This window comes from Streptomyces sp. NPDC059003 (genome assembly GCF_042740445.1).
In the GTDB taxonomy this organism is placed as follows: domain Bacteria; phylum Actinomycetota; class Actinomycetes; order Streptomycetales; family Streptomycetaceae; genus Streptomyces.
In genome coordinates this window covers 156,144-176,679 of sequence record NZ_JBHYJH010000003.1, presented here as the reverse complement: position 1 = coordinate 176,679, position 20,536 = coordinate 156,144, and the positions used below count along the sequence as shown (strand labels likewise).

Genomic DNA, 20,536 nt, shown 5'->3' with positions numbered 1-20,536 from the left:
CGGGCACGGAGCGGCTGGGCGCGGAAGGCTCGCGCGAGGCACGGCGGGCGCGTCAGAACGCGGTGAGGTACCGCTCGATCTCCCACGCTCCGACCCGGCGGTGGTACTCGGCGAACTCCGCTTGCTTCAACTGCGCGTAGTAGTCGACGAATTCACCGCCCTCCACCTTACCGAAGGCCTCCCTGAGGACCACGTCGCCACTCACGGCGTACGCGGCTTCGGACAGGGTGGCCGGCAGCGGCAGCACGCCCGGCGGCGCGGCGGCCGACTCCAGGTTCGTCTCGTCAGGTGCCCCGGGATCGATGCCCCGGTCGATGCCGTCCAGGCCCGCCGCGAGCAGTGCCGTCATGGCCAGATAGGGGTTGGCGGCCGAGTCCACGCAGCGCGCCTCGACGCGGCCGGGCGCGGGCACCCGCAGCATCTGGGTGCGGTTGTTGCCGCCGTACGTGGCGAAGCCCGGAGCCCAGCTCGATCCGGACGCGGTGGCGTCGCGGACGGAGAGCCGCTTGTACGAGTTGACCGTCGGGCATCCGAAGGCGACGACGCCGGGCGCGTGGGCGAGCACGCCCCCGATGAAGGCGTACGCCAGGTCCGACATCCCCAGGCCCCGGCCGTCGTTGGCGCCGAGGAAGAGCTCGGCGCCCGACGCCCGGTCCCACAGGCTCATGTGCAGGTGGAGGCCGCTGCCGGTGAGATGGCCGAACGGCTTCGGCATGAAGGTGGCGAGGAGTCCGGCCTCCCGCGCCAGCATCTGCACGAGGTGGCGGAAGACGACGACCCGGTCCGCGGTGACGAGCGCGTCGGCGTAGCCGAAGTCGTGCTCGAACTGGCCGTTGGCGTCCTCGTGGTCGTTGGAGTAGTTCCCCCAGCCCATCGCGGTCAGGGCGCGGCTGACGGCGGTGACGTGGTCGAGGGAGCGGCCGAGGCCGCGGGCGTCGTAGCACGGCACGTCGGCCGTGTCCTCGTCGTCGGCGACCGCGACGGAGCCGTCCGGGGTGCGCCGCACCAGGAAGTACTCCGGTTCCGCGCCGACCTTGAAGTCCATGCCGCGGTCCGCGAGCGCGTCCAGGGTCCGGCGCAGGATCACCCGGGGTGCGTAGGGCCACGGCGTGCCCGCGACGTGCGGATCGCACTGCACGACGGCGAGGCCGGTGCGCCAGGGCAGGGGCGTGTACGTCGACACGTCCGGCACGGCCACCAGGTCGGGGTCGGCCGGGGACTGGCCCATCGCGCCGGCCGCATGACCGGCGAAGCCGAGCCCCTCGTGGAGGAGCTGCGGCACCGCGGCGGCCGGGACCAGCTTGCAGCAGGGCTTGCCTTCGACGGTGACGAACATGGCCAGGACGAACTCGATGCCGTCCCGGACGACGGCGTCCAGGAAGTCCTCCTGGGTGCGGGGCGGTTCGGGAAGGCGGGGCAGGGCGGCGTCGCCGTATCCGAACATCAGATGTCCACCTGCACCCGGTAGCGCTCCAGCCACATGTTGAGGCTGAGCAGCATCTCGATGTCGAGGCGGCAGATCCACGCCCACACACCGGGCTGGTTCGCGACCTTGGCCGGGTCCGCGGCGACCGCCCGGGCCGCCTGGGCGTTGACGAACGGCAGGACGGGCGCGTTGGGGTCGGCGAGCACGCCCCGCAGCTGGCGGCACAGCTCGCCGAGGTAGCCCAGGTCCTGGGTGACCGGGTACGGGCTCTTCTGGCGGTCCAGGACCGAGGGCGGCACCAGGTCGGTGGCGATGGAGCGCAGCAGGCTCTTCTCCCGGCCGTCGTGGTTCTTCATCGCCCAGGGGGTGTTGAAGACGTAGTCGACGAACTCGTGGTCGCAGTACGGCACCCGCATCTCCAGGGCGGGACCCATGCCGAGCCGGTCGCTGCGGTCCAGCAGGACGCCGAGCCAGCGGGTGAGGTGCAGATGGATGACCTCGCGCATGCGCCGCTCGCGGGCGTCCTCGCCGGGCAGCACCGGCACCTCCGCGAGGGCCTCGCGGTAGCGCTGCGCGACATAGCCGCGCAGGTCCAGCTTCTGCAGGAGTCCCGGGTCGAGCAGGCCGAGGCCGAGGCCGGGGTGTGTCGGGTCGAAGACGTGCATGATGGCCATCCACGGGAACGTGTCGGCCGCGATGACCTGTTCGTTGTGGACCCACGGGAAGCCGCCGAAGACCTCGTCCGCGGTCTCCCCGGAGAGCACCGTCGTGGCCGTCTCCCGCACGGCCTTCGACAGCAGGTACGCCGAGGCGTCCATGTCGCCGAACATCGTCGGCATGTCCTGCGTGACGATCGTGGCCATCCGGACGTCGGGCGCGGCGAGTTCGCTCGTGGGCAGCGAGATCTCCTCGTGCGTGGTGCCGGCGTGCCGGGCCATCTCGGCGGCGAAGGGGGCGTCCGACGTGCCGCGCATCTCGTCGGCGCGGAATCCGTCCGCGCCGGTGAGGGTGAGGGAGAACGTGCGCAGCGGCGGCTCGTCGTTCTCGGCCACCCAGCGGGCGGCGAGCGCGGTGAGCACGCTGGAGTCGAGGCCGCCGGAGAGCAGGACGCCGCGCGGGACGTCGGCGACCAGCTGGCGTGCGACGACCGCTTCGAGGCGCTCGCGGGTCGTGGCGATGGTCTCGGCGAGGCTCTCCGTGTGGGGGCGGGCCTCCAACGCCCAGTAGCGGTGTTCGCGCACGCCCTTGCGGCCGTACCGCAGCACGCTGCCCGGCAGCACCTCCCGCACGTCGGCGTAGATGGACGTGCCCGGGGACTTGGTCTGGGCGAGCAGCTCGCGCAGCCCGTCGCCGTCGACGACCGTGCTCACCTCGGGGTGGGACAGGAGGGCCTTGGCCTCGGAGCCGAAGACGATGCCGGTCGGCGTGACCCGGTACAGCAGGGGCTTGATGCCCATCTGGTCGCGGATCAGCACGAGTTCCTCGATCCGCTCGTCCCAGATGCCGAAGGCGAACATGCCGTTGAAGTGCTCGCCGCACCTGTCGCCCCACTCCAGGTAGCCGCGGATCACCACTTCGGTGTCGCAGCGCGTGCGGAACCGGTGGCCGCGCGCCTCCAGTTCGGTGCGCAGCTCCCGGAAGTTGTAGATCTCCCCGTTGTAGGTGACGGCGGCGAGCAGCCGGCCGCCCTCCTCGACGACCATCGGCTGGCCGCCGCCGGGGATGTCGATGACCGCGTTACGGGTGTGCCCGAACCCCGCGTGCCGGCCGGTCCAGACTCCGTCCCCGTCCGGGCCCCGGCAGGCCAGCGTGTCCGTCATGGTGCGTACGACCGACCGCTCGGCGGAAACATCGCGCTCGTAGTCGACCCATCCGGCGATTCCGCACATGCCTTCTGGCTCCTTCCGACGGCGCCCACCCCAGTGGCGGACGATCCCGAACCGCAACTCGGCCCATGGTGTCGACGACTGGTCGGAGCCATCTGGTGGCGTACTGAGAGCAGGGTGTGACACAGGGACGCCTGCGGCCCGGCCTCGTCGGGGGTCTCCGCGTCCGTACGGGGGTTTGCCCCAGGAACCGCCTGAGGGTGGCCATCGGTTCGTCCGGAGGAAAGCCGGATGGACCGGTTCCTCTTCCGCTGATGGGATGGACTCAGACCACCGGCTCCTGAACGGGGAGGCCGCCGCAGGCCGGAGCCGGAGCGGTCCTTGAACGCAGATGACCCGCACCCCATGGGGGGACCATCATGCAGGTGTTCGCACAGCGCCGGCGTGGCCGACTCGTCCCGGTCGGCCTCGCCGCGGTTCTCCTGGCCGCACTGGCCGGGCCCGCGTCGGCCAAGGCCGATGCCGAAGGAGAAGGAGGGTCGGCCGCGGCTAGGCCACGGCAGGCCGGTCTCCTCAAGGAGGCGGTGAACGCGATTCACGACACCGGGGCCGTCGGCGTACTCGCCGAGGTGAGGTCACCAGGCACACGTGACGCTGCGCGCGCCGGGACGGCCGAGCTGGGCACCGTTCGGCCGGTGCCGTGGGACGGCAGGTTCCGGATCGGCAGTCTCACCAAGACCTTCACCGCCACGGTCGTGCTGCAACTCGTGGGTGAGGGGCAGCTGTCGCTCGACGACACCGTCGAGCACTGGCTGCCCGGAGTCGTCCCCGCCGGCAGCCGGATCACCGTCCGGCAGCTGCTGCAACACACCAGCGCCGTCCCGGACGTTCTGGGCGACATCCCCGCGTTGAACAGTGCCGCCGACTACCGGGCCGAGCGGTTGCGCACCTACACCCCCGAGGAGCTGGTGGCACTGGCGATGCGGCACCCGACCACCATCGCCCCGGGCAGCTGGTCGTACTCCAACACCAACTACATCCTCGCCGGGATGATCATCAAGAAGGTCACCGGCCACAGCTGGGCGGACGAGGTGAACGCCCGGATCATCGCACCGCTGGGGCTGACGCGGACCAGTACGCCCGGCACCTCCCCGTCCGTCCCGGGCCCGCACGCCCGCGGCTACCGCACGTTCGGCACCGGCACCACTCTTGAGGTGACGGAGTTCAACCCGAGTGCGGTCGACGCCTCAGGATCGATCATCAGCAGTGCGGACGACCTGAGCCGGTTCTACGCGGCGCTGTTCGACGGCCGTCTGCTGGAGCCGGCGCAACTCGACGAGATGACGACCACGGTGTCCGCGCCGGAACTGCACGCGCGGTACGGACTCGGCCTCGCCAAGGTCTCGCTGCCCTGCGGCGGCAGCTACTTCACGCATGTGGGCGAGGTGTCCGGCTACCACACCCAGGTCGGTGTCACACCGGACGCGACCCGGACCGCCGTGGTGCTGGCCACCGGCGACGGGGACAAGCACACCCAGTCGGCCATGAGCCGGCTCATGGGCCAGGAGCTGTGCCGCACGTGAGCACGGGACCCGCCCAGTCGACGCGGTCGTACAGATGGGTGTCGCCGCCGGTCGTGCCCACGAGGCGGACGTAGTCGGCGCCCGTCAGGTCGGCGCGCAGCGACAGGGCGGGGTCCTGCCAGGTGCGCAGGCCGGTGTCGGCGCGGCGGGTGCCGTCGGCCCAGATCTCCGCGGTGACGGTGCCCTGGCCCGGCTCGCGCGGGTCGCGTTCGTCGTCGACGCCGACGTCGGTGGTGAGGCTCGTGCAGCGGCCGCCGAGGTAGTAGATCAGCTCGACCGGGGCGTGGGTGCCGAGGCCTTTCGGGTAGGTCCTGCCGTTGATGGTGAGGGTGCGGCCGTCGCGGGCCTTGGCTCCGCCGTTGGACAGGTCGCGTTCGACGGGTCCGTAGCCGTTGCTGCTCGACGCCCAGGTCAGATCGGAGAGCGGGGAGACACCGGCGGGTGCCGGGGCCGGGACGGTGAGGGTTTCCGTGCTCGTGCGGGTGAGGGGGCCGTGGGGACGGGTGCGGAAGGCGAGCCGGGCGGTGAGGTCGGCGGTGCCCGGTGGGGTGCCCGGGGGTGGGGTGACGCGCCATCGGGCGGTGATGGACTGGCCGGTGGTGAGCTCGGGGTCGCGGTCGTGCGCCAGCGGCTTGGTCCGCCAGCCGGTGGGGGTGGTCAGGGCGAGGCGCGGCGCCAGGGCGGGGGTGCGGCCGTGGTTGGTGGCGCGGACCGTCGCGGTGAAGGCCCGGCCCGCCGGGGTGAGGGTGCCGGGGATGCCCGGCGCGGGGGCGTCGAGGAGGAGGGCGGGGTCGACGGCGGGCGGTGCGTTGCGCCAGGCGCCGTCGGCGGAGACGCGGAACATCGCGGTGCCGTGTGCGGGCACGGTGGCGCTGACCACGCCCGCGGTCTGGGTGTCGCGGTGCTCCCACAGGTCACGTACGAGGTAGCCGTCGCGGGCGGGCAGGCCGAGCTCCCCCGCCGTGGTGGCGAGCGTGGCCCTCGATCCGGTCTCGTTGAAGAGCGTCACCGCGACGTCGCCGTTCGCGAGCGGCTTGGCCATGACCCAGTGGCCGTTCTCCGAGCGCAGCACGCGGGCCTGGGCGCCGAGCCGGTCCTGGTTGACGGCGATGACGTCCTTGTTGCCCAGGATCGTCAGCGTTTCCGGGGTGGCCTTGCGCAGGTCCGTGCCGATGAGCAGCGGCGCGGCCATGACCGACCAGAGGCTGAAGTGGGAGCGGTACTCCGTGGCGGTCATGCCGCCGTTGCCGACCTCCAGCATGTCCGGGTCGTTCCAGTGGCCGGGTCCGGCGTACGGGGCGAGCGCGGCGTTGGCCTTGAACAGGCCCACCATGGAGGACCAGGTGTCGTTGATGTCGCCGGTCGTGCGCCACAGGTGGCCGACGTCCGCGCCCCACTCCCAGGGCTTGTTCTGGCCCCATTCGCACAGGGAGTAGACGATCGGGCGGCCCGTCCTGCGCAGCGCGTCGCGCATCGCGGTGTAGCGCTCCAGGGCGGGGCGGCCCTGGTTGTTGCAGTTGTCGTACTTCAGGTAGTCCACGCCCCAGTCGGCGAAGGTCCGGGCGTCGGTCTCCTCGTGGTCGAGGGCGCCGGGCATGGTCTTGGCGCAGGTGAGGGTGCCCGCGCTGGTGTAGATCCCGAATTTGAGGCCGCGGGCGTGGACGTAGTCGGCGAGGGCCTTGATGCCGCTGGGGAAGCGCTGCGGGTGGGCGGTCAGGCGGCCGGTGGCGGGGTCGCGCTTCTCGGCGGCCCAGCAGTCGTCGACGTTGACGTACTCATATCCCGCGTCCTTCAGGCCCGATTCGGCGAGGATGTCGGCGGTGTCGCGGATCATCTTCTCGTCGATGGCGCAGCCCGTGGAGTTCCAGTTGTTGAAGCCCATCGGCGGGGTGAGGGCGAGGCCGTCGGGGAGGGCGTCGGCCCGGTCGGCGGGCGCGACGAACGGGGTCCAGATCATGGCCAGGCCGAGCAGGGCGACCAGGGTCCTGGAGCGCCGCCGGGATCTGCCGCTCATCGCATGCCCCCTTCGGGCAGTTTCAGCTATGTGAACGGAATTCATGAGCGAGGCCGTGTGAGCGTAGAGCGGTCCGGTATCCCTCGCAATGCCCTGTGCGTCAATCAGCCCAGTGACTGATGTGCGCTCAGACGGCCTTGTGCCGGATCCGTTGACAGCCGCCCCAGCCGGGCCTACCGTCCCTCCCCACTCGACAGGAAGCTTTCCTAACCATCAGGTTCGGCGCCAACTCCCCCCTTGCGGCGGCCCCTTGACGGGCCTCCACCCCGCGCCTGCGCCGGGTCAGCCGCGCCCCGCTCACTCCCTCGCCCCCAGGAGGACACCGTGAGATCCGTCAGACCCCGCCCGTCCAGGGCACTGGGCGTGCTGGTGGCCGCCGCCACCGCCGTCTCGCTCTGCGTGGTCCTGCCCGCCTCCGCCTCCTCGGCCGCGCTCCCCAGGGCGGCCGCGCTTCCCCAGGCGGCCGCGTACGAAGCCGAGTCGGCCAAGGTGTCGCAGGGCAAGGTCGACTCCAACCACGCCGGGCACACCGGCACCGGCTTCGTGAACTTCGACGCGGTGGCCGGCGCGTACGTCGAGTTCACCGTCGAGGCGGAGCAGCCCGGCAGCACCGAGCTGGACTTCCGCTACGCCAACGGCACCTCCGCCGACCGGCCGCTGGACATCACCGTCAACGGCACCCAGGCCGCCGCCGACCTCGCGTTCCCCGGCACCGGCGCCTGGACGACGTGGAAGACCTCCTCCGTCACGACGGCGCTGGCCGCGGGCACCAACAAGATCCGCGCCACCACCTCGGGCGTGGACGGTCCCAACCTCGACAGCCTCACCGTCACCCCGCAGGGCCCGGCCGACACCGAGAGGCCGACGGCGCCGAAGAACCTGCGCAAGGACAAGGAACCGACGGCGACCACCGTGTCGTTGGCCTGGGACGCGGCCAGCGACAACGTGTTGGTCACCGGCTACGACGTCTACCAGCACGGCCAGCTCGTGAAGCAGGTCGACGGCAACACGCTCGCCACCACGGTGACGGGGCTGACCCCCGAGACCAGCTACGACTGGACCGTCTTCGCGCGCGACGCCGCCTCCAACGTCTCCGACGCCAGCAACGCGGTGACCGTCGCCACGCTGCCCGCGCCGCCCGACACCCAGGCGCCGAGCGTCCCGGAGGGGCTGCGCTCGACGGGCAGGACCGCGACGAGCGTCGACCTGGCGTGGACGCCGTCCACGGACAACGTGAAGGTCACCGGGTACGAGATCCACCGCGACGGCGCCGCCGCGGGCACTTCGGAGACCGCGTCCACGACGGTCGCGGGCCTGACGGCCGACACGACGTACACGTTCAAGGTGCGGGCCTTCGACGCCAAGGGCAACAAGTCGGCGTTCGGCCCGGAGATCAGCGTCACCACCGCCGGTTCCCAGCCGGGCGGCACCCCCGACCCGGGCACGGTCAAGACCCTCGCGAGCGGTGTGGACGTCGCCTGGGGCGTGGCGTTCCTGCCGGACGGCTCCGGGATCTTCACCGAACGGAACACCTTCAGCGTCTACCGCCTGACCAAGTCGGGCCAGAAGACGCAGCTCGGCAAGGTGCCCAACTCCCAGACCACGGGCGGCGAGGGCGGCCTCATGGGCGTCGAGGTCTCCCCGACGTTCGCCACCGACCACTACCTGTACTTCCTGCACACCTCGTCGGACGGCAACCGCATCGCCCGCATGACCCTGGAGAACAACACGCTCAGCGGCTACAAGGTGCTGCTCGACGGCATGGCCAAGAGCCGCTTCCACAACGGCGGACGGCTGCGCTTCGGCCCCGACGGCAAGCTGTACGCCGGCATGGGCGACGCCCAGAACGGCTCCCGGGCGCAGGACAAGAACTCCCTCAACGGCAAGATCCTGCGCATCAACCCCGACGGCTCGATCCCCTCGGACAATCCGTACGGCAACGCCGTGTGGTCCCTCGGCCACCGCAACCCCCAAGGCCTGGACTTCGACTCCCAGGGCCGGCTGTGGCAGGCCGAGTTCGGCAACAGCACCATGGACGAGGTCAACCTGATCCAGAAGGGCGGCAACTACGGCTGGCCCAACTGCGAGGGCACCAGCGGCAGCTGCTCCGGCTACCTCGCGCCGAAGAAGACCTGGCCAGTGTCGTCCGCCTCACCCAGCGGCCTGACGATCATCAACGACCACGTCTTCGTGGCCACGACCAAGGGCGAGCGGGTCTACCGGCTCCGCATCGACTCGAGTGCCAACCTGGTGGAACAGAAGACGTACTTCCAGGGGGCGTACGACCGGCTGCGCACCGTGGAGGCCGACCCCGACGGCGACATCTGGCTCACCACGTCCACGGACAAGGACGGCACGAACGGCAACGACCGGATCCTGCTGATCGACGTCCAGTACTCCGGTGGCCCGGGCCCCGGCGAGTTCAAGCTGACCAGCGGCGCCTTCGCCGACAACGCGGCCATCCCGGCCAAGTACACCTGCGCCGGGGACGGCACGGCGGGCCAGGACACTTCGCCGCCGCTGGCGTGGGGCGCGGGGAACACCGGCGCCAAGGGCTACGCCGTCGTCTTCGCCGATGTCGCCGACAACGGCAACAAGCTGCACTGGGCCGTCTGGGACATCCCCGCCGCCCGCTCCGCGCTCCCCGAGGGCCTGGGGTCCGGCTACGACGTCCCCGGCCAGGACGGCGCCAAGCAGAAGGCGATGGGCAGCGGGGCCAACTCCCAGAAGTACTTCGGCCCCTGCCCGGGCGGGTCCACCCACCCGTACACGTTCACGCTCTACGCGCTGAACACCGCCAAGGTGCCGGGCCTCACCTCCGGCTCCTCGATGGCCCAGATCGAGACGGCCGTCAAGAGCGCGAGCACCGCGTCCGTCAGGCTCCGGGGCACGTCGAACGCCCGGACGTGACCCGGTGAGGCCGTGGGGCGGGGCCGAGCACGCCGCCCCGCCCCACGGCTTCAAGGGCCAAGCGCTATGTGCCCATCGGCGAGACCGCGATGCAGCCCGCCACGACGTTCAGCGCCCCGAAGGGGCGCGGGGCCGTGTCGATATGCGGCTCCGCCGCGCGAGCGCGACCAGCCACGACACGCCCGCAGGTTGCCTACCGGACTACCGGCGGAGCGCTCAGCGCTGCGGCGTCGGGAACGCCACCGGGCTGCGCAGGCCGGAGCGGCTCACCGCGCGGACGCCGAAGAAGACGTTGTCCTTGGAGAGGTCGACGATGTGGCGGGTGGTGTCGCCCACCGCGGTCGCATGGGTCCACTCCGAGGACGTCGTCTCGCGCCACACCACCTCGTACCCCGCGAGGTCCGGCTCGCTCCCCCGCTCCCACACCAGCTCCGTCGCGTTCGTCAGCGCGGTGGTGAGGATCTTCGCGCCGCGGGGCGTGCCGGGCGCCTGGGCCAGGCTCCACAGGGTGGCGGCATTGACGCGGGCCACCCGGGCGACGAACGGGAAGTCGCAGAACTCGGGCAGGTCACCGTACTGCTTGCCGTCCACCACGCGGACGTCCTGGTGCTGGTGCGCGTAGTCCTCGGCGGGTTCGGTGAACCGGGCCGCCGGATAGGACCGTTCGAGGAAGGGGATGTGGTCGCCGCCGCGCAGATAGCGGTCGCGCCGGTAGACGACGCGCACGCGCATGCCCGTCGCCCTGGGGTCGGCGACGTCCCGTACGAAGCGGGCGAGCTGGCGGGCGGGCGAGTCGTTCTCGCCGCCCACGGCACGGCGGACGTCGGCCTCCTGCGGCGTCTCGGACGTCGGCACGCCCTCCGCGAAGAGCCGGACGGTGTGCGGGTCGCGGCTGCCGTCGTCGGCGGTGGAGCTGCCCACGATGTCGTTGGTGAACATGCCCTGTACGTCGGCGCGTTGCTTCTTGTACTGCTCCGCGAGGTGCGCCGCTCCGTAAAGCCCCTGCTCCTCCCCCGCCACCGCGGCGAACACCAGGGTGGCGCCGGTGCGCCTGCGGGCCATGACCCGGGCCAGCTCCATGACCACCGCGACCCCGGAGGCGTCGTCGTCGGCGCCGGGTGCGTCGCTGGTGAAGTCCATGGGGTCGCTGACGCGGGAGTCGTAGTGCCCGGAGACGACGTAGATCCGGTCGGGCGAGGTCGTGCCGCGCAGCGTGGCGACGACGTTGGAGATCCGGGTGGGGCTCGGGATGCGCGGCCCCGGTTCCTGGACGTACGACTGGAGCTCGACGGTCATCCGGCCGTCCGAGGCCTTCGCGTACTCCCGCATCCGCGCCAGGATCCAGTCGCGCGCGGCGCCGATCCCCCGCTCCGGGTCGTCCTGCGCGGACAGGGTGTGCCGCGTCCCGAAGGCGACCAGGCGTCGCACGGTCGCTTCGATCCTGCGGTGGTCGATCTCCCGGAGCAGGGCGCGCAGTTCCTTCGAGGGCGGCTGGGCGGTGGGCCGCGGCTCGTGGGTGGGCCGCGGGCGTTCGTCCGCGGCGGCGGGTGCGGGTGCGGCCGCCTGGACGGAGACGGCGGCGGCAGCGGTCGCGGCGGCACCGGTCAGGACGGTACGCCGGGGTGTGCCCGTCGGGTTCGCCATGGAGTCATCGTCATGCACGCATCAATGCCCTCGCAAGGAGTCCGACGCCTCAAAGAAGCACGGCTGCCCGGGGCCGGTCGTCCGGTCGCCGACCGACCGGTTGAGCGCACCCTTCAACGGGCGTCGTCGGGAGCAGCCCCGGCCCGCCTCACCTGAGGCGCGCCCTTCAAGAGCGTCACCTGCGCAATGAGCTCGGAGAGCTGGACGCAGACGCGGGCGATCTGCTCATGGCTGCGGTTCCGCTCCGCGACGACCGTGGCGAGGGTCAGGGCGGTCAGGGTCGCGGAGCCGTTCAGGGCCTGGAGGATCAGCATCCGCAGGGGGATGTCGTGCCCGGCGAAGGGTCCGGTGCCGGCGGCGGCCGCGGGGACGGCGAGCACGGACACCAGCAGCGCGCACGCCACCCCGCCGAGGACCTGGAAGCGGCAGGCGGCCCAGATGAGGAACGGGAAGACCAGGAACGGCAGATCGAGGGACGTCCGGGTCGCGAGCAGCGTGACCGCGGCCGTGGCCGCCGCGAGCGCCGCCGCTTCGGCCCAGCGGAGTACGGGGATCCGCCGCGGCCACGCGGAGCCGAACAGCACCAGGAGCAGCGGGGTGACCAGCAGGACCCCCATGGCGTCGCCCGTCCACCACACCGACCAGGTCGCCCAGAACCTGCCCGGACGCAGCACACCGGCTGCCGCCAGGACCCCGGTGCCGACGGTGGCGCTGACCAGCATGCCGGTCAGCGCCCCCAGGAACACCAGGGACAGCGTGTCGCGCAGCCTCATGAGCGCCGGGCTGAAGCGGGCCTGGCGCAGCAGCAGGACGGCACACACCGGGGCCAGCGTGTTGCCCGCGGAGATACCGGCGAGCGTCCACAGGGACGGCCCGAACGGCCAGTTGATGAGGACGGCGCCGAGCGCGACCGCGGGCCACAGGCGCAGCCCCCACAGCAGGAGCGCGGCCACCGCGATCCCGGTGGGCGGCCACAAGGGCGTGACCTGTCCGCGTACCACTTCCAGGAGCAGACCGCAGCGGCCCGCGCCGTAGTAGGCCGCCACGACGGCGGTCGCGCGCAGCGCTTGGGTGGTGTGGTCGCCGAGCGGGACGGACATGCTCCACCGCAGTGCCAACGCGCGCTCCGAGAGTGTGCTGCTGCCGGGTGGGGGCGGATCCGGCCAGTCGTACGGGACGTGACTCAGCCACGCTAGCGCCATCCTGAGCCGCGGCACCCCGTAAACGGATGATCCGCCCGAGACCATCCCCAATCAGGCAGCTTGTCAGTGGCAAGTGCCATGCTGCGGGCATGCTCCCTTGCACTCTCAATGACATCACCGCATCCCTGCGCGCCAGTTGGGCAGCCGACACCTGCTCTCCCGACGACCTCGAACGAGCCGGCTGGTCGGTGGAGAACCCCGCCTGGGGCCACTGCGACATCACCGCGCTCGTCGTCCACGACCTCTTCGGCGGGGACCTCGTCCTCGGCGAGGTGCGCGCCGCCGACGGTGCGGCCCACGGCTACCACTGGTGGAACCGGCTGCCCAGCGGCGTGGAACTCGACCTGACCCACGAGCAGTTCACACGCGGCCAGACCGTCATCGCACCGCGCGTCGTGAGACGCCCGCCCGGGCCGCTCCCCCGGCGCCAGGCCGAGTACGAGCTGCTGCGGCGCCGGGTGGCCGAGCGGCTCGGCCCGCTGCCCGCGCTCGGCTAGGCCAGCTGCTGCGCTTGGCTAGGCCCGGTTGCTGTAGTCAGCTGGGCCAGCCGCCGGTGCGCCATTCCTGCGGCTCGTCCTGGCCGTCGGGCTCCGTGCCGCGTTGTGTCCGGTGTGCGGTGAGTGCTGCGGCCAGGTCGCAGTGCACGGGGATGGCCGGGCCGTCACCGACCGGGACCAGGGAGCCGTCGGCGGGGATGGCCGCCAGTTCCAGGCGTCGCCCGTGTGCGGCGAGGCGGCGGGCGGCTTCGGCGACGGCGAGCTGGCCCTGGGCGGACCAGCCGCGCAGTTCGGTGCAGTCGACGACGACGGGTCCGGTGCCGCGGGCGAGGACCCAGCCGATGGCGCCGGTGAACCGGTGGGCGGCGTCCTGGCCGAGGTGTCCCGCGACGGAGAGGATGGCGAGGTCCTGCTCGATCGTGTACCGCCACTCGATGGTCATGATCGTCGTCAACTGCCTTTCGTACGGTGGCACGTGTGCGGGCCACGGGCGGGGATCACCCGGGCACGGATCGCCGAGGCCCGGAGCGGCGGGGCATTCACCGCGCACCGGCCTCGGTTTCCCGCAGCTCCGCGAGGAGTTCGTTCCGCCCGGCCAGCATCTCCGTGAGGATCCGCCGCGCGGCCCGCATCAGATCGGCGACATCCCCGCCCGCCAGGGCATAGACGACCGTCGCCCCGTCCCGCTGCGAGGTCACGATCCCCGAACGGCGCAACACCGCGAGCTGCTGCGACAGCGCCGAGGGCTCCACCTCGATCGCCGCGAGCAGCTCGCGCACGGGCATCGGTCCGTCCTGCAACAGCTCGAGCACCCGTATCCGTACGGGATGACCGAGCATCCGGAAGAACTCGGCCTTGGCCTGGTACAGCGGTACGGACACGAATGCTCTCCCCGAGCTCCCAGAGCTCCCCATGCGGTGACAAGCGTCGATATGCGGCGATGCCGTGCCCGCGGCTATCTGCGGACACGGCCACCACACCATCTAACGAATTGCAAAATTTTGCAATTCAGCGAGTCCATCTATCCTCAAGGGGCAACACCAAGATCCCTCGCCGAACGTCGAAATGGACCGTGCCGATGACCGACCACCTGCCGCCGTGCCCCGAATGCTCCAGCGCGTACACCTACGAGATGGGGGCGCTCCTGGTCTGCCCGGAGTGCGGGCACGAGTGGTCGCCCGCGGCCGCCGACACCGCGGCCGGCACCGTGGCCGGCTCCGATTCCAAGGTCATCAGGGATTCCGTCGGGAACGTGCTCGCCGACGGCGACACGGTCACGGTGGTCAAGACCCTGAAGGTCAAGGGCAGCCCGACCGGGATCAAGGCGGGCACCAAGGTGCGCGGCATCCGCCTCGTGGACGGCGTCGACGGCCACGACATCGACTGCAGGATCGACGGCTTCGGCTCCATGCAGCTCAAGTCCAGCGTGGTCAAGAAGGCCTGACCCCGGCGGGGCCGGAGAGAGCGGTGACGGGCTTGGTGGCGCGCACGATCGCGGAGTGCATGCCGTCGGCCACGGCGTGCGTCGGGGTGAGCTCGATGTCCGTGAACCCGGCCGCCGCCAGGCCCTCGCGGTACTCGGCGAAGGAGAGCGCGCCCGCGATGCAGCCGACGTAGTCACCGCGCTCGGCGCGCCGCGCGGGGGCCAGGGTGTCGTCGGCGACGACGTCGGAGACGCCGATACGGCCGCCGGGGGCCAGGACACGGAACATCTCGGCGAACACGGCGGGCTTGTCGGTGGACAGGTTGATCACGCAGTTGGAGATCACGACGTCGATGGTGTTCGCGGGCAGCGGCACGGCCTCGATCGTGCCCTTGAGGAACTCGACGTTGGCGGCGCCCGCCTTCCGCTGGTTGGCCAGCGCCAGCGCGAGCATCTCCTCCGTCATGTCCAGGCCGTACGCCTTGCCGGTCGGGCCGACGCGGCGCGCGGACAGCAGTACGTCGATGCCGCCTCCCGAGCCGAGGTCCAGGACGCGCTCGCCCTCGCGGAGGTCGGCGACGGCCGTCGGGTTGCCGCAGCCGAGCGAGGCGGCGACGGCCTCCGCGGGCAGGGCGTCGCGCTCGTCGGCCGCGTACAGCGTCGATCCGAAGCTGTCGTCGACCTCGATCGCCTGCGGGCCGCAACAGGCGGTGCCGCCCTCGGCAACCTGGACAGCGGCGGCCGCATACCGCTGACGGACGGTTTCGCGCAGGCCGGTGTCACGCGGGTCGGTGTCGCGCAGGTCAGTTTCGCGCAGGTCAGCGGGCTGATCGCTCATGACATGCCTCCTCGGCACAAGGAACGGAACGGCTTGATTCGAAGCCCTTCGATACAACCTTGCGCGCTGGATTGAAGTTCGTCAACATAGAGGCATGTCGAAACAAGAGCTTGGCGTGCTCGGCCGGGCAGATGCGGACGGATGCTGTCCGGGATTGCTCACGGCCCCGTTGGGAGAGGACCGGGCCGTCGAGCTGGCCAAGGTGTTCAAGGCCCTGGGCGACCCGGTCCGGCTGCGCCTGCTGTCGATGATCGCCTCGGGCGAGCGCGGCGAGATCTGCGTCTGCGACCTCACCCCCGCGTTCGACCTCTCCCAGCCGACCATCTCCCACCACCTCAAGCTCCTCCGGCAGGCGGGCCTGATCGACTGCGAGCGGCGCGGCACCTGGGTGTACTACTGGCTGTTGCCCGAGGCGACCGACAAGCTCGCCGGGATCCTCACCCGCCCCGGACAGCCCGCCCCTCGGTGACGCGGCATCGGCAGCTCAACGGCGGCGCATGCGCCGTACGACGAGGAAGGTGACCGCCGCAGCCGCGACGACCGCGCCCCCGGCGATTCCGATGGCCATGGCGTGGGACCCGTCGTCATCCTTCGCGTCGTCGCCCCCCGCCTCGCCGTCGGCCCCCTCGGCGCACTTGGAGCCGTCGATGGGCTCGCCCGCTTCGACGGTCACCTTGCCGACCAGCGTGTCCTCGCCGGGGTGCACCGGCTCGGCGAAGTGGAGGGAGTACGTGCCGGGCTCGGCGTCGCAGCGGATCCGGGCGTGCGCCTCCCAGGAGACCTTGCCCGTGGGCTTCAGCTCCACCGCCTTCGCGAACGCCGACGAGCGCACGGTCGCGCCGTCGTCGAGCTCCGGATTCACCGTCGACAGGGTGATCCGCTCGCCGGGACGTGCCGAACCCGGAGCGACGTTCACTTTCCCGCTGCCACCCTCGTCCGCGGCGGCACTCGGAATGGCCGCCGGCGACACCGCGAGCGTGGCAGCCCCGAGAATAGCGGCGTATTTGCGTGACATAGGATGCAGTCCTCAGGTTCGGACAACCGGAGTTGATTCCGGTTGCGGGATCCGTTCCTTGCGATCTTATCCAGGGGGATTTCCGAGCAGCGAACTGCCTGCGGCTGCTCATCGTCAGGTGCGCGATCTCATCCGACCGCCGAGTTCAGCGAATACTGAGCAGCATAAGGGGAGTTGTGCGCTTTTCGAGTTGGTCCCGGACCGTCGCCGTGGGGGTGAGCGGCGCCGCCATCGCCGCCGCAGCGACCAGCGCATCCGCGGCAGAGCCCATATCCGGCCCCGAAAGCCCGACGTCGGTATCGGTATCGGCATCGGCATCGGCATCGGCATCGGACAAGGCTCCCGATGACGTCGCCAAGTCCGTTCCCGCAAAGAGCGACAAGGACTGGACAGCTGAGGACGCGGAGGAGTTCTGGACCCCTCGGCGCATGGAGTCGGCGACCCCGCCACCCGCGGCCAAGGACACCGCACCGGACGCCGCGCTCCCTTCGGCGTACAAGGCGAGTTCCACGCCCCAGTCGGCGGGCTCCAGGACTCGCTCGGCGAGTTCCAGGACTTACTACAAAGGCGCTAAAACCGTCGGCGTCCTGTACTACGTCGACAGCGGAATGGCCGCGCACAGCTGCACGGCGAGCGTGGTGCACAGCCCCAAGGGCAATCTGATCCTCACCGCGGGGCACTGCGCCCCCGGAAAGAAGCACGCCTTCGTGCCCCAGTACCGCACGGGGAAGAAGGCGGCCCAGCAGCCCTACGGCATCTGGGCGGTCGACCGGTTCTTCAAGGACCCCCGGCACACCGACACAGGCCCGGGATCGAACCTCGACTTCGGCTTCGCGACCGTCAAGCCGGACGAGCAGGGCCGCGAGGTCGAGCAGATCACCGGCGCCAACACGCTGACGCGCACGCCGGGTTACGGGGTGCAGGTCACCGTCATCGGCTATCCGAAGGCCAGATACGACGCCAAGGACCAGGCCATCAAGTGCCGGGCGAAGACGACCCGGCTTCCCGGCTACAAGCAGCTGCGCATGGCGTGCGCCGGCTTCCACGGCGGCACCTCCGGCAGCCCCTGGCTGATGAACTTCGACGAGCGGACCGGGACCGGTCAGGTCGTCGGCAACCTCGGCGGCCTCGGCGGCGGCGGATCCAGCAGCGACGTCTCGTACGCGCCGTACTACGACGACGAGGTGTTCAAGCTCTACGACGACGCCGTCAACAACGTCGCCACGGTCAAGCGCCCGCCGCTCCCCTACTCCCTGGGCACCGGCGAGACCTGGCAGCGCGCCAAGCAGCTGGCCTCCGGCGACTACACCGGCGACGGCGCGTCCGACCTGCTCGTGGTGTGGTCCAGCGGCGAAGTCACCCTCCACACGGGCAACGGCAAGGGCGGCTTCACCGGCCAGCGCCGGCTCAAGGCACCCAACGGCACCTGGAAGCACGCCACGACGATCACCGGCGGCGACTTCACCGGCACCAAGCGGTCCGACCTGATGGTGCGCTGGTCCGACGGCGAGGTCACGCTGTACCCGGACGTGTCCCCCGCGGGCTTCGGCAAGGAGATCAAGCTCGCCAAGGCCAAGTCCACCTGGAAGCACGCCACCCAGATCACCGCGGGCCGCTTCACCGGCAACAAGCGGACCGACGACCTGGTCGTGCGCTGGAGCGACGGCGAGATCACCCTGTACAGCGACGTGAACGGACGCTTCCGCAAGGAGACCCGGCTCCAGAAGCCCACCGCCTCGTGGAAGCGCGCCACGCTGCTCACCGCCGGGGACTTCACCGGCAACGGCTTCTGGGACGTCATCGTCCGCTGGTCCGACGGCAAGCGCACCCTCCACAAGGACGTGAGCGCGCGCGGCCTCGGCAAGAAGACGCAGATGCAGGCGCCCAACGGCCTGTGGAAGCACGCCACCGCGATGACGACCGGCACCTACACGGCCAACGGCAGGTCCGACGACGTGATCGTCCGCTGGAGCGACGGCGAGGTCTCCCTCTACGCCGACACCAGGACGAAGCTGGGCACCGAGCACAACCTCGTGCCGCCGAAGGCGTCCTGACTCCGCAGACGGCCCGGGCGGCCGAACAGCACTCTGTGGCACCGCCGTTCGACCGCCGACCTCAGTATCGTCCTGCCGGTGGCCGGTTTCTTGGGGGAGCCCGCGGCCGTGCGCGCGCCGGTGCCGTGCGCCTTCGCTTCCGTTGCCTTCTTGCCCTGTGCCGCGGGGCTCCTTGTCGCCTCCGGAGCGCTGCTAGCTTCGCGAGCTCAGTGGCGTGACGCATCGGGGGAGGCGGCGGTCATGGCCGAAGGTGTTTCAGGGGGCGGTCCGGGCGTTCCAGGGGGTGGTGAGCGGGCCGCGGATCCGGTCGTCGACGCGGTCGAGCATCTCGCCGCGGCCATCGGTACCGACGCGTGGGACGCGGCCCGCGCGGAAGCGGGTTCGCTGTTGCCCGGCGACGGCGGGGCCGGGGCCGCGCGGGTGCAGGAGTGGGCGGCCGAGGCGCTGCGCCTCGACGGTGCGGAGCTCGACGACCACCTGATCGAGGCCGTGCCACGGTGGCAGGAGGAGCTCGCCGCCGCGCTCGCCGACGATCCTGAGCGCGCGGAGCAGGCGCGCCGGTTCACCGACACGGTGCGATCCCTGCTCATGCCGGCGGACGCGACCGGCTCCACGGGGACGCAGATCGCCACCGCCACCGGGCACGGCACCGTCAACGCCGTGCAGAACGGCAACATCTACTACCAAGTGGTCTTCGGCCAGACTCCCCGTCCGCGGAAGATGAGCCGGGGTGCGGCCGGAGCGGTGACCGCGGTCGCGGGGACGGGTGCGGCCGCCGGCGGAACCATGGCCGCCCGGCACTTCGCGGCCGAGGCCGCCGACAAGGCGGGGGCGGGGGTGCTTCCCGAGGGGCCGCTCGCCGATCCCGCCGGGCCCGCGGCGGGTGCCGCGTCGGGCACCGCATCCGGCACCACGTCGGGCACCGTCGGCACCGGCGCCTCGACGTCGGGAGCCGTCGCGGGCAAGGGCGGCGCCTCCCTGTTCGCCAAGGCGGTGTCGGCCGTGGGGGTCGGGGGCGGCGGCGTGAGCGTGCCGGTGGTGGCCACCGTCGTCTCGGTCGTGGTCGTCACCGTCGTGTCCGTGAGCGTGGTGGTGACGCGTACGCACGACAAGGCCTCGTGCGACGCCGCGGTCAACGGGCGTTCGGCGCCGGTGATGCTGGCGGAGGCCGCACGGCGTACGGGCCTGACGAGCTACCGGTTCGACGTCAGCCGGGGTCGGCACCACGTCACCGGGGCGGCGGATCCCAGGTCGCGCTCCGCCTGGTTCACCCAGCAGGTCGGTGAGGGGCCGGTCGTGAGCGGGACGATCAGCGGTGGGAAGGTAGCGCTGCCCGCGGGGACGACGGTTCCGGACGGGGCGGACGCCCGTCTGGTGCGGTCCGACGGTGCCTTCAACGACGCGGTCGATCCGACGGCGGTGGCGCGGCTGCTGCGGTCGGTGGCGCGTGCCGAGCGTGAGGGGTGCCGCTTCACGGGGACGTTGTCGCGGTCCACGGACCGCGCCGTGCGGCCCGTGCGGCAGGCGGCCTACGACCGCCCGCGGGCGACCAGCACGCCTGCCCCGGCCTCATCGGCGCCGACCGGCGACGCGGCGTCGACGTTCTCGGCCCGGATCGACGAGGACGGACGCCTGGTGCGTCTGGAGGCCGCGCCGGGACCGAGTACCGGCGGTCACGCGGTCTCGGCGCGCTACACGGACTTCGGGCTGCGGGTCACGCCGTCGGTGCCACCGCCGGACGAGCCCTCGCCTTCGTCGGGTTCGGGCGACGACGCCGCGAAACGTCTCAACGGCGACTGGCGGGGCGAGTGGGACGCCGTCGTCGCGAGCGGTCCGTTCACCGCCGACCTGACCGTCGACAGCGACAGCATCACCGGCGAGCTCACCGTCGAGGGGACGCCCTGCGACCTCAGCGGCCCCGTCACCGGCACCATCAAGGGCGACCGCATCACCTTCGGCACCGTCGACAGCGCCCGGGCCATCTCCTTCACCGGCACCGTGGACGACACCGGCATGCGCGGCACCTTCACCACGGAGTGCCAGAACGCCAGCGGTCAGTGGAGCGCGCAGCGCACGCCGTAGCCGCGCAGCGCACGCGGCAGCA

General features: G+C 71.5%; 17 protein-coding genes. 7 read left to right on the top strand and 10 right to left on the bottom strand.

What is annotated here, in order from left to right; all coding sequences use genetic code 11:
• Positions 1-52: 52 nt before the first annotated feature.
• Both glnT and asnB read right to left on the bottom strand, forming a co-directional pair.
• Positions 53-1,444: a type III glutamate--ammonia ligase gene (glnT, locus tag ACFWZ5_RS03160; protein ID WP_384801716.1), complete on the bottom strand. Its 1,392-nt coding sequence runs from the start codon at positions 1,442-1,444 to the stop codon at positions 53-55.
• Entirely contained in the window at positions 1,444-3,315 is a 1,872-nt protein-coding gene (asnB, locus tag ACFWZ5_RS03155) for an asparagine synthase (glutamine-hydrolyzing) (protein ID WP_384801719.1), read from the bottom strand. The genes glnT and asnB overlap by 1 nt, the downstream gene beginning before the upstream one ends.
• A 356-nt stretch (positions 3,316-3,671) precedes the next feature.
• Here asnB and ACFWZ5_RS03150 point away from each other — a divergent pair, with 356 nt between their 5' ends.
• Positions 3,672-4,835 (top strand): serine hydrolase domain-containing protein, encoded by a 1,164-nt coding sequence (locus tag ACFWZ5_RS03150; RefSeq protein WP_384801722.1) that lies wholly within the window; start codon positions 3,672-3,674, stop codon positions 4,833-4,835.
• Here the strand turns inward: ACFWZ5_RS03150 and ACFWZ5_RS03145 are convergent.
• The gene (locus tag ACFWZ5_RS03145; protein WP_384801725.1) at positions 4,807-6,849 is read right to left on the bottom strand and encodes an NPCBM/NEW2 domain-containing protein; all 2,043 of its coding nucleotides are present in this window, start codon (positions 6,847-6,849) and stop codon (positions 4,807-4,809) included. The genes ACFWZ5_RS03150 and ACFWZ5_RS03145 overlap by 29 nt on opposite strands.
• A 324-nt stretch (positions 6,850-7,173) precedes the next feature.
• Between ACFWZ5_RS03145 and ACFWZ5_RS03140 the strand changes: the two genes are divergently transcribed.
• Positions 7,174-9,759: a YbhB/YbcL family Raf kinase inhibitor-like protein gene (locus ACFWZ5_RS03140; protein WP_384801727.1), complete on the top strand. Its 2,586-nt coding sequence runs from the start codon at positions 7,174-7,176 to the stop codon at positions 9,757-9,759.
• A gap of 216 nt (positions 9,760-9,975) precedes the next feature.
• On the opposite strand, the gene ACFWZ5_RS03135 is transcribed toward ACFWZ5_RS03140, so the two are convergent.
• Both ACFWZ5_RS03135 and ACFWZ5_RS03130 read right to left on the bottom strand, forming a co-directional pair.
• The gene (locus ACFWZ5_RS03135) at positions 9,976-11,403 is read right to left on the bottom strand and encodes a M20/M25/M40 family metallo-hydrolase (RefSeq protein WP_384801731.1); all 1,428 of its coding nucleotides are present in this window, start codon (positions 11,401-11,403) and stop codon (positions 9,976-9,978) included.
• Positions 11,404-11,516: 113 nt separating this feature from the next.
• Positions 11,517-12,503 carry an MASE1 domain-containing protein gene (locus ACFWZ5_RS03130; RefSeq protein WP_384801734.1) on the bottom strand — a complete coding sequence of 329 codons (987 nt, stop codon included), beginning with the start codon at positions 12,501-12,503 and terminating at the stop codon, positions 11,517-11,519.
• A gap of 191 nt (positions 12,504-12,694) precedes the next feature.
• Between ACFWZ5_RS03130 and ACFWZ5_RS03125 the strand changes: the two genes are divergently transcribed.
• Entirely contained in the window at positions 12,695-13,102 is a 408-nt protein-coding gene (locus ACFWZ5_RS03125) for a hypothetical protein (RefSeq protein ID WP_384801737.1), read from the top strand.
• A 37-nt stretch (positions 13,103-13,139) separates the two neighbouring features.
• Here ACFWZ5_RS03125 and ACFWZ5_RS03120 read toward each other — a convergent pair whose 3' ends face one another.
• Positions 13,140-13,544, bottom strand: a complete 405-nt coding sequence (locus ACFWZ5_RS03120; protein ID WP_384801743.1) for an STAS domain-containing protein — start codon at positions 13,542-13,544, stop codon at positions 13,140-13,142.
• 97 nt (positions 13,545-13,641) lie between these two features.
• On the bottom strand, positions 13,642-13,983 hold the full coding sequence (locus ACFWZ5_RS03115) for an ArsR/SmtB family transcription factor (RefSeq protein WP_384801740.1): 342 nt from the start codon (positions 13,981-13,983) through the stop codon (positions 13,642-13,644).
• A 197-nt stretch (positions 13,984-14,180) separates the two neighbouring features.
• Between ACFWZ5_RS03115 and ACFWZ5_RS03110 the strand changes: the two genes are divergently transcribed.
• A complete protein-coding gene (locus tag ACFWZ5_RS03110) occupies positions 14,181-14,546 on the top strand; it encodes a zinc ribbon domain-containing protein YjdM (protein WP_384890113.1) in 366 nt (121 codons plus the stop codon).
• Here the strand turns inward: ACFWZ5_RS03110 and arsM are convergent.
• Positions 14,533-15,363: an arsenite methyltransferase gene (gene arsM, locus ACFWZ5_RS03105; RefSeq protein WP_384787641.1), complete on the bottom strand. Its 831-nt coding sequence runs from the start codon at positions 15,361-15,363 to the stop codon at positions 14,533-14,535. The two genes, ACFWZ5_RS03110 and arsM, sit on opposite strands and share 14 nt — an antisense overlap.
• 94 nt (positions 15,364-15,457) lie before the next feature.
• Between arsM and ACFWZ5_RS03100 the strand changes: the two genes are divergently transcribed.
• Entirely contained in the window at positions 15,458-15,832 is a 375-nt protein-coding gene (locus ACFWZ5_RS03100) for an ArsR/SmtB family transcription factor (protein ID WP_384787644.1), read from the top strand.
• Positions 15,833-15,847: 15 nt separating this feature from the next.
• Here ACFWZ5_RS03100 and ACFWZ5_RS03095 read toward each other — a convergent pair whose 3' ends face one another.
• Both ACFWZ5_RS03095 and ACFWZ5_RS03090 read right to left on the bottom strand, forming a co-directional pair.
• Positions 15,848-16,279, bottom strand: coding sequence for a hypothetical protein (locus ACFWZ5_RS03095; protein ID WP_384787647.1), 432 nt, complete (start codon positions 16,277-16,279; stop codon positions 15,848-15,850).
• Between the two features lie 244 nt (positions 16,280-16,523).
• Entirely contained in the window at positions 16,524-16,715 is a 192-nt protein-coding gene (locus ACFWZ5_RS03090) for a hypothetical protein (protein ID WP_384787650.1), read from the bottom strand.
• 91 nt (positions 16,716-16,806) lie between these two features.
• Here ACFWZ5_RS03090 and ACFWZ5_RS03085 point away from each other — a divergent pair, with 91 nt between their 5' ends.
• Complete coding sequence (locus ACFWZ5_RS03085) at positions 16,807-18,432, top strand: trypsin-like serine peptidase (RefSeq protein ID WP_384787653.1); 1,626 nt, start codon at positions 16,807-16,809, stop codon at positions 18,430-18,432.
• Positions 18,433-18,672: 240 nt separating this feature from the next.
• The gene (locus ACFWZ5_RS03080; protein WP_384787655.1) at positions 18,673-20,514 is read left to right on the top strand and encodes a hypothetical protein; all 1,842 of its coding nucleotides are present in this window, start codon (positions 18,673-18,675) and stop codon (positions 20,512-20,514) included.
• The last annotated feature ends 22 nt before the right edge of the window (positions 20,515-20,536 follow it).